The sequence below is a fragment of the Streptomyces sp. S.PB5 genome, from assembly GCF_030403745.1.
Classification (GTDB): domain Bacteria; phylum Actinomycetota; class Actinomycetes; order Streptomycetales; family Streptomycetaceae; genus Streptomyces.
The window spans coordinates 95,306-102,536 of the sequence record NZ_JAQMWP010000028.1 but is presented as its reverse complement, the minus strand read 5'-3'; the positions used below and the strand labels follow the sequence as shown (position 1 = coordinate 102,536).

Below are 7,231 nucleotides of genomic sequence, written 5' to 3'. Positions count from 1 at the left end.
TACAGCGCCGATGGTACTGCAGGGGGGACCCTGTGGGAGAGTAGGACGCCGCCGAACAAATTTTGAGAAAACCCCCGTGCCGTTGGCACGGGGTTTTTTCTATTTCACCAGCTTTGTTTCGTACGCCAAGATCACCGCCTGGATCCGGTCCCTGGACCCAGTCTTCGCCAGGATGCGGCCCACGTGGGTCTTCACGGTCGACTCGGCCAGGTGCAGGCGGGTGGCTATCTCCGTGTTGGTCCAGCCCTTGCCGATGACCGTCAGGATTTCGCGTTCCCGGTCGGTGAGGGGTGCGAGACGTGAGTCCTCCGGCTGAGGGTCGGTCGGTGTGGGGGCTGCCGCCGGGAGGTGGTGGGCGTAGGCGTCCAGGAGACGGCGGGTCAGGCTGGGGGCCACCACCGCGTCGCCCGTTGCCACCGCGCGTATGCCGGAGAGGAGGTCTTCCGGCTGGGCGTCCTTCACCAGGAAGCCGGAGGCGCCGACGCGGAGGCCCGCGTAGGCGTACTCGTCGAGGTCGAAGGTCGTGAGGATCAGGACGCGGGTGCGGGCGCCGGCCGTCACGATGCGGCGGGTGGCCTCGATGCCGTCGAGGCTGGGCATGCGGACGTCCATGAGGACGACGTCGGGCTGGAGTTCGGCCGTCATACGGACCGCCTCGGTGCCGTTGGGGGCCTCGCCCAGCACCGTCATGTCGTCCTGGCTCTCCAGCAGCATGCGGAAGCCGAGGCGCTGCAGGGGCTGGTCGTCGGCGATGAGGACGGTCGTCACTGGTCGGGTTCCTCCGGTAGGTGCAGGTGGACGCGCCAGCCCCCTTCGGGGCGTGGGCCGGCCTCAAGTGTGCCGCCGTACAAGGCGGTTCGCTCGCGCATTCCCGGCAGGCCCCGGCCGTTGCTGTTGTCGCTGCCGTCGTTTCCGGTCGGGCCTCCGTGGCCGGTGTCGGTCACTGTGACGGAGACGGTGCCGCCGTCGTCGTAGGAGATGGCTATGTGTGAGGTGGCGGTGGGGCCGGCGTGTTTGAGGGTGTTGGTGAGGGCTTCCTGGATGACTCGGTAGATGGTGAGTTGGCGGCCGGGGGTGATGGACGGGGTGCCGTGGAGGGTTGTTGTTACCGGGAGGCCTGTTTTGCGGACGCCTTCTATCAGGTGGTCCAGGTCGGTTAGGGCCGGTTGCGGGGTCAGGTCTGGGGGTGCTTCGCCTTCCTCGCGCAGGACGTCCAGGAGGCGGCGTAGTTCTGTCAGGGCCTGGCGGCTTGTCGTCGATATCGCGGTGAGGGCTTCTGCGGCTCGGGCGGGGGACTTCGCGGCGGCGTAGCGGCCTCCGTCGGCCAGGCCGGTGATGACGGAGAGGTTGTGGCCGATGATGTCGTGCATTTCGCGGGCTATGCGGGCGCGTTCGGCGGCCGCGGAGAGCTGGGCCTGCTGGTCGCGTTCGATCTCCAGGCGGCGGGCCTTGTCCTCCAGGGCCTCGGTGTAGTCGCGGCGGGTGCGGACCGCGATGCCGAGGACGGCGCACAGGGCGATCGACATCAGGACGGGGAAGACCTGTTCGTCCCAGGTGCCTTTCGGGTGGCGGGCGTGCGTGATGAATTCCGGGGTGACGACCAGGAGCGTGGTCCACGACAGGGAGCGCAGGGGGCGGCGCAGGGCGATGTTGTAGACGATGATCAGCTGGAGCAGGGCGGCTTGGAGTACCGCGCCGCTCCAGGCGTTGGCGACGGCCATGGGGGCCATGAGCAGCAGGGCGGTGCGGGGGTGGGTGCGGCGCCAGAGGAGGGGCAGGGAGAGGCCGAGGCTCATGGTGAGGAGGAGTTCGGCGGGGACGTCCTTATTGCGAGTGACGCTCTCCCAGCCACCGCCGGCGTAGTCGATGAGGGCCGCTGTCACCCAGAAGCCGGCGAGGGCGAGGTCCCAGGGGAGGGGATGGCGGTGGTCGAAGGCGCGTACCGCGCGGGTGATGCGCTGTATCCACTGGGTGAGGGGCTCGGCCGCCCTCGTCTCTCGCTGCTCCCGCACCGGCATGGGGTCCATGGTGCGATGTTCCCTGGTGGGACGAGTATGGGGCGTCAGGCTACGGGGCGTATATCGGGTGAGCGGTCTAGTACCTGGGTACTACCGTGCTCGGTATGAGTGACTCGAACCTCGATTCGTACGTTGTCCGTCCCATACGTCCTGACGAGTGGCGCGCTGTGAAGGAGCTGCGGCTCGTCGCCCTGCAGGATCCGGCGGCGCCGGTCGCCTTTCTGGAGACGTACGAGAAGGCCCTGACGCATCCGGACTCCTTCTGGCAGGAGCGGGCGGCCGGGTCGTCGCACGGGGGAGAGGCGCGGCAGTTCGTCGCCGAGGCCGCGGACGGGACGTGGGTCGGGTCCGCGGTCGTGCTGATCGAGAAGGCCGGGAGCACCGACTGGGCCGGGTTTTCCGTCGAGCGGGACCAGGGGCACATCGTCGGGGTGTTCGTACGGCCCGAGTGGCGTGGCAGCGGGGTGACCAAGGGGCTCTTCGAGGCGGGCGTGGAGTGGGCCTGGGAGCGGGGGGTCGAGGCTGTGCGGCTCATCGTGCACGAGGACAATCCGCGGGCTCAGGGGTTCTATCGCAAGGTCGGGTTCGTGCCGACCGGGAAGACCGTGCCGTTGCCCGGGCAGGAGGGGGAGATCGAGTTGGAGTTCGTCCTCGAGAAGCCCTGAGGGGCTCCTGCTGCACCGGGTTCGTCCTACACCGGCAGTTCGTCGTGCGGCCAGCGGGTCCTCGCCTGTTCCCGGGACCGGAGCAGGGCCAGGGTCGGCAGGCCCCGGTCCGCTCCGGTGGCCAGCAGCTCCGGGAGCTGGGGAAGCGGAGCCACGGCGGCGACGTCGTCCAGGACGAGCGTCAGTGGTGGGTCGAGGCGACCGGAGGATGACCGTTCGGCCATGCGCCGGCCACGCTCGACCACGCTGGAGACGAGGGCCGTCAGGAGAGGCATCGCGCCCGGGTTGGTCCTGGGGTCCTCGATGGATTCCCCCACGACATAAAGCGTGCCCCCTTCGTCGACGAAGGAATCCAAGGCAAGGGCATCAGTTCGGTTTGGAGTGCACGCCTCGCGGATGTTGACCGTGAAGAGTGCGGCGAGGGCGCGGCCGGTCAACTCCTGGGCGATGTCCCGGCGTTCGGGGTGCCCGGTGAGGGCGGCTTCGAGTTCGCCGGCCGAGCCCGCGGCCGCCTTGGGGTTGGTGCGCAGGACACGGACGGCGTCCTGGATCTGGGTGCCCTGGGACCAGCGGTGGACGTGGCGGATGGTGCGGCCGTCGATGGCGGCGGCGTGCAGATAGCTCCGCAGGAGCGTTTCGGCTACGTCGGCAACGGCCTGGTCGATCTTCGCGGTGGGGCGCACGGGGGCGAGGAGGGCGGCGGCTCTGGCTGACGCCGTCTGCTTGTCCTCGCAGCCCGCTGTGGGGGACCAGTGGAGGCGGGCCGGGGTGTCGCACAGGTGGGCGGGGTCGTAGAGGTGTACCGGACCCAGTTTGGCGCGGGCGTCCTTGGTCTCCGACCAGACGGCGGGGTTCGAGGTGACGACGAGGGTGGGGCCCTCCGCGTCGCGGACCGCCTGGGTGGCGGTGGACTGGCGGGTCTCGCGCGGGGCCACGAGCACCTTCTCCACCCGTGGCGGCACCTTCAAAGGCTCCGGCACCTCCAGAGGCTCCGACGCCGCCGGCGGCACCGGCTCCACCCTGGGTGTCGGGACCTCGTGGTGGGCGGCTGTCTCGACGACGGGCTCGGGCTCCGGGGCTGCCGGAGGGGCCTCGGCTGCCACGACCGGTGGCGCGGCCCGCCGAGCCCGTCGTACGGCCTTCCAGCGGGCCACCGTCCCGAGGACGAACACGGTGAGCACGACCAGGACCATCAACTGGCCGATGAACAGGCCCCAGAACAGCCCGTACCCGGAGAGCTGGGCCGCCGGGGTCTCCGGCCAGGCGCCCGGCATGTCGTGGGGATCGCCGATCAACTGGCGCATGGCCAGAGGCGTACGGGTGAAGGTGACGCCGTCGGGCCAGCTGCCGTTGGCGAACAGGCCCGCGAGGCCGGTGGCCGACCAGATCAGCAGGGTCATGCCGAGGAGGAAGACGAGTATGCCGATCAACAGCCCGTCGGGGATGCCGCCTTGGCCGCCCTGACCGCCATGGCCTCTGTGGCCGCCCTGAGCGCCATGACCGTTCTGGCCTCTGTGACCGTCCTGCCGGTGGCGGTCGTCAGGTCTCACCATTGCCCCGCCTCCCGCCTACGCCACCGTCGACTCGGAGTCGCCCATGTGCTGCTCCATGTGCTGTTCCATGAAGGCCGCGGCCCGCTCCTCGGCCTCCAGTTCGGCGGCGCGCAGGGCGTCGTCCGTGAGCTCGCTGGAGGACTCGGTCATGGCGCGGTCGGTGAAGACCAGCGGGCGTTCCGTCTCGGTGATCAGGTGTTTGACGACCTGGACGTTGCCGTTGACGTCCCAGACGGCGATGCCCGGAGTCAGGGAGGGGATGATCTCGACCGCCCAGCGCGGCAGCCCGAGCACCCGGCCCGTGGACCGCGCCTCGTCGGCCTTCTGGGCGTAGATCGTCCGCGTCGACGCCATCTTCAGGATCGCCGCGGCCTCCTTCGCCGCCGCTCCGTCGACGACGTCGGACAGGTGGTGCACGACCGCCACGAAGGACAGGCCGAGGCGGCGGCCGAACTTCAGCAGGCGCTGGAACAGCTGGGCCACGAACGGGCTGTTGATGATGTGCCAGGCCTCCTCGACCAGGAAGATGCGCTTCTTCCGGTCGGGGCGGATCCAGGTGTGCTCCAGCCACACTCCGACGATCGCCATGAGGATGGGCATGGCGATGGAGTTGCGGTCGATGTGGGACAGGTCGAAGACGATGAGCGGCGCGTCGAGGTCGATGCCGACCGTGGTCGGGCCGTCGAACATGCCGCGCAGGTCACCGTCGACCAACCGGTCGAGGACCAGGGCGACATCGAGTCCCCAGGCGCGTACGTCGTCTAGGTCGACGTTCATCGCCTCGGCCGACTCCGGCTCGGGGTGGCGTAGTTGCTCGACGATGTCGGTCAGCACCGGCTGGCGTTCGACGATCGTCTCGTTGACGTAGGCGTGCGCGACCTTGAGCGCGAAGCCCGAGCGCTCGTCGAGGCCGTGGCCCATCGCGACCTCGATGATGGTCCGGAGCAGCGCGAGCTGGCCCGTCGTCGTGATCGCGGGGTCGAGCGGGTTGAGGCGGATACCCATGTCCAGGGCGGCCATCGGGTCCAGGCGGATAGGAGTTATCCCCAGCTCCTGCGCGATGAGGTTCCATTCACCGACGCCGTCCTCGCCCTGGGCGTCGAGGACGACGACCTGTCGGTCGCGGAACCTCAACTGCCGTAGGACGTACGTCTTCTCCAGCGCCGACTTGCCGTTTCCGGACTCGCCGAGGACCAGCCAGTGAGGTGCCGGGAGCTGCTGGCCGTACAGCTGGAAGGGGTCGTAGATGTAGCCCTTGCCGGAGTACACCTCGCGGCCGATGATCACGCCCGAGTCGCCCAACCCCGGGGCTGCCGTGGGGAGATAGACCGCCTGGGCCTGGCCCGTGGAGGTGCGGACGGGCAGGCGGGTCGTCTCGACCTTCCCGAAGAGGAAGGACGTGAAGGCGTCGGTGAGGACGGACAGCGGGTCCCGCATCAGCGCATCAGCCTCTACCTTCGGATTCCGGTGGCGAACGGGAGCGTGTTCACGAAGGCGCGGTGGTGCTCGCGGTCGCACCACTCCAGCTTCAGATACGACTTTCCGGCCGAGGCCCGGATGGTCCGCTTGTCGCGGGCCAGGGATTCGGGGGAGCGGGAGGAGACGGTGATGTAGCCGACCAGGTTGACGCCGGCCGCGCCGCTCGCCAGGTCCTCGCCGCGCTGGTCCAGACGGTTGTGGGCGGCGATGTCGCGGGGGTCGACGGTCCGGTTCATCTTGGCGGCGCGGGAGGCTTCGGCCTCGTCGTTCGTCTTCTCGGTCAGCATGCGCTCGATGGCGACCTCGGTGGGTTCGAGGTCCATGGTGACGGCGACCGTGCGGATGACGTCGGGGGTGTGGACGAGGAGAGGCGCCAGGAAGTTGACGCCCACCGGAGTCATGGGCCACTCCTTCACCCAGGCGGTGGCGTGGCACCAGGGCGCGCGGGTGCTGGACTCCCGGGTCTTCGCCTGGAGATACGTCGGCTCCATCGCGTCCAGCTCGGCCGGCCAGGCGTTGCGCTTGGTCATCGCCTGGATGTGGTCGATGGGGTGGTCCGGGTCGTACATGGAGTGGATGAGGGAGGCGAGACGGCCCTGGCCCAGGGGCTGTCGTACGCGGATGTCGGCCTCCTGCAGCCGCGAGCAGATGTCCGTCAGCTCGCGCGCCATGACGACCGCCAGACCCGCGTCACGGTCCAGCTTGCGGCCGGACTGGGGGCGGGCCGCGCGGGCCATGGTGTGAGCCTCGGCGGCGAGTTCGCGGGTGAAGTGCATACAGGCGACGAGGTACGCGCGGTGCTGCTCGCTGCTCGTCGACACCATGGACTGGAGCTGGTCGTACGACTGCTGCAGCCAGGCCGGTGACTTCTCGTCCCCGCGGACGGCGACGTCCTTGGCGTGGGCGTCGGGGTCGGCGGGGAGCGTGCGGGCGAGCATCTGCAGGCGGGTGACGAAGCCGTCGCCGTTGGCCACGTGCTTGAGGAGGGTGCCGAAGCGGTCGACGAGGGCTTCCTGGTCCTCGGAGTCGCGCAGGCCGACGCCGGGGCCCTCGATCTCGATGGCCGCGGTGACCGTGCGGCGGTCCGCGTGGAGGAGTACGGCGATCTCGTCGGGGCCGAAGGGGGCGGCGAGCCAGGTGATGCGGCCGATGCCGGGCGGCGGGCCGACCTCGACCTCCAGACCGTCGGACCTGGTGCCGGCCTCCATGACGCTGGAGCGGTAGGTGGTGCCCTGGCGCAGCGACCGCTTGTAACTACGGTTGATCTCGAACCACTTGTAGAACGTGCGGTGCTTGTACGGCACGTAGACCGCCATCAGGGCGATCAGCGGGAAGCCCATCAGCAGGACGATGCGCAGGGCCAGGACCGGGACGAGGAGCCCGCACATCATGCCGAGGAACGCGCCGACGATGATCAGCGCGATCTCGCCGGTCTCACGGTTGCGGCCGACGATCGCGTTCGGCCGCGCCCGGCCGATGAGATAGGTACGGCGGGGTGTGACCGCGGTGGACATAT

The 7,231-nt window shown here is 69.5% G+C and carries 6 protein-coding genes; 1 reads left to right on the top strand and 5 read right to left on the bottom strand.

From position 1 onward, the window contains the following. Positions 1-99: 99 nt before the first annotated feature. Both PH203_RS44515 and PH203_RS44510 read right to left on the bottom strand, forming a co-directional pair. On the bottom strand, positions 100-768 hold the full coding sequence (locus PH203_RS44515; protein WP_289928128.1) for a response regulator transcription factor: 669 nt from the start codon (positions 766-768) through the stop codon (positions 100-102). Beyond that, positions 765-2,027, bottom strand: coding sequence for a sensor histidine kinase (locus tag PH203_RS44510; protein WP_289928126.1), 1,263 nt, complete (start codon positions 2,025-2,027; stop codon positions 765-767). The genes PH203_RS44515 and PH203_RS44510 overlap by 4 nt, the downstream gene beginning before the upstream one ends. 95 nt (positions 2,028-2,122) lie before the next feature. On the opposite strand from PH203_RS44510, the gene PH203_RS44505 reads away from it, so the two are divergent. Beyond that, positions 2,123-2,683: a GNAT family N-acetyltransferase gene (locus PH203_RS44505; protein ID WP_289928125.1), complete on the top strand. Its 561-nt coding sequence runs from the start codon at positions 2,123-2,125 to the stop codon at positions 2,681-2,683. 26 nt (positions 2,684-2,709) lie between these two features. Here the strand turns inward: PH203_RS44505 and PH203_RS44500 are convergent, their stop codons facing one another. Genes PH203_RS44500 through PH203_RS44490 form a run of 3 tightly spaced genes read right to left on the bottom strand, consistent with a single transcriptional unit; the run spans position 2,710 to position 7,229 of the window. After that, on the bottom strand, positions 2,710-4,236 hold the full coding sequence (locus PH203_RS44500; RefSeq protein ID WP_289928124.1) for a type IV secretory system conjugative DNA transfer family protein: 1,527 nt from the start codon (positions 4,234-4,236) through the stop codon (positions 2,710-2,712). A gap of 15 nt (positions 4,237-4,251) precedes the next feature. Next, on the bottom strand, positions 4,252-5,673 hold the full coding sequence (locus PH203_RS44495; RefSeq protein ID WP_289928123.1) for an ATP-binding protein: 1,422 nt from the start codon (positions 5,671-5,673) through the stop codon (positions 4,252-4,254). 14 nt (positions 5,674-5,687) lie between these two features. Continuing rightward, the gene (locus PH203_RS44490) at positions 5,688-7,229 is read right to left on the bottom strand and encodes an SCO6880 family protein (RefSeq protein ID WP_289928122.1); all 1,542 of its coding nucleotides are present in this window, start codon (positions 7,227-7,229) and stop codon (positions 5,688-5,690) included. Positions 7,230-7,231 lie beyond the last annotated feature (2 nt).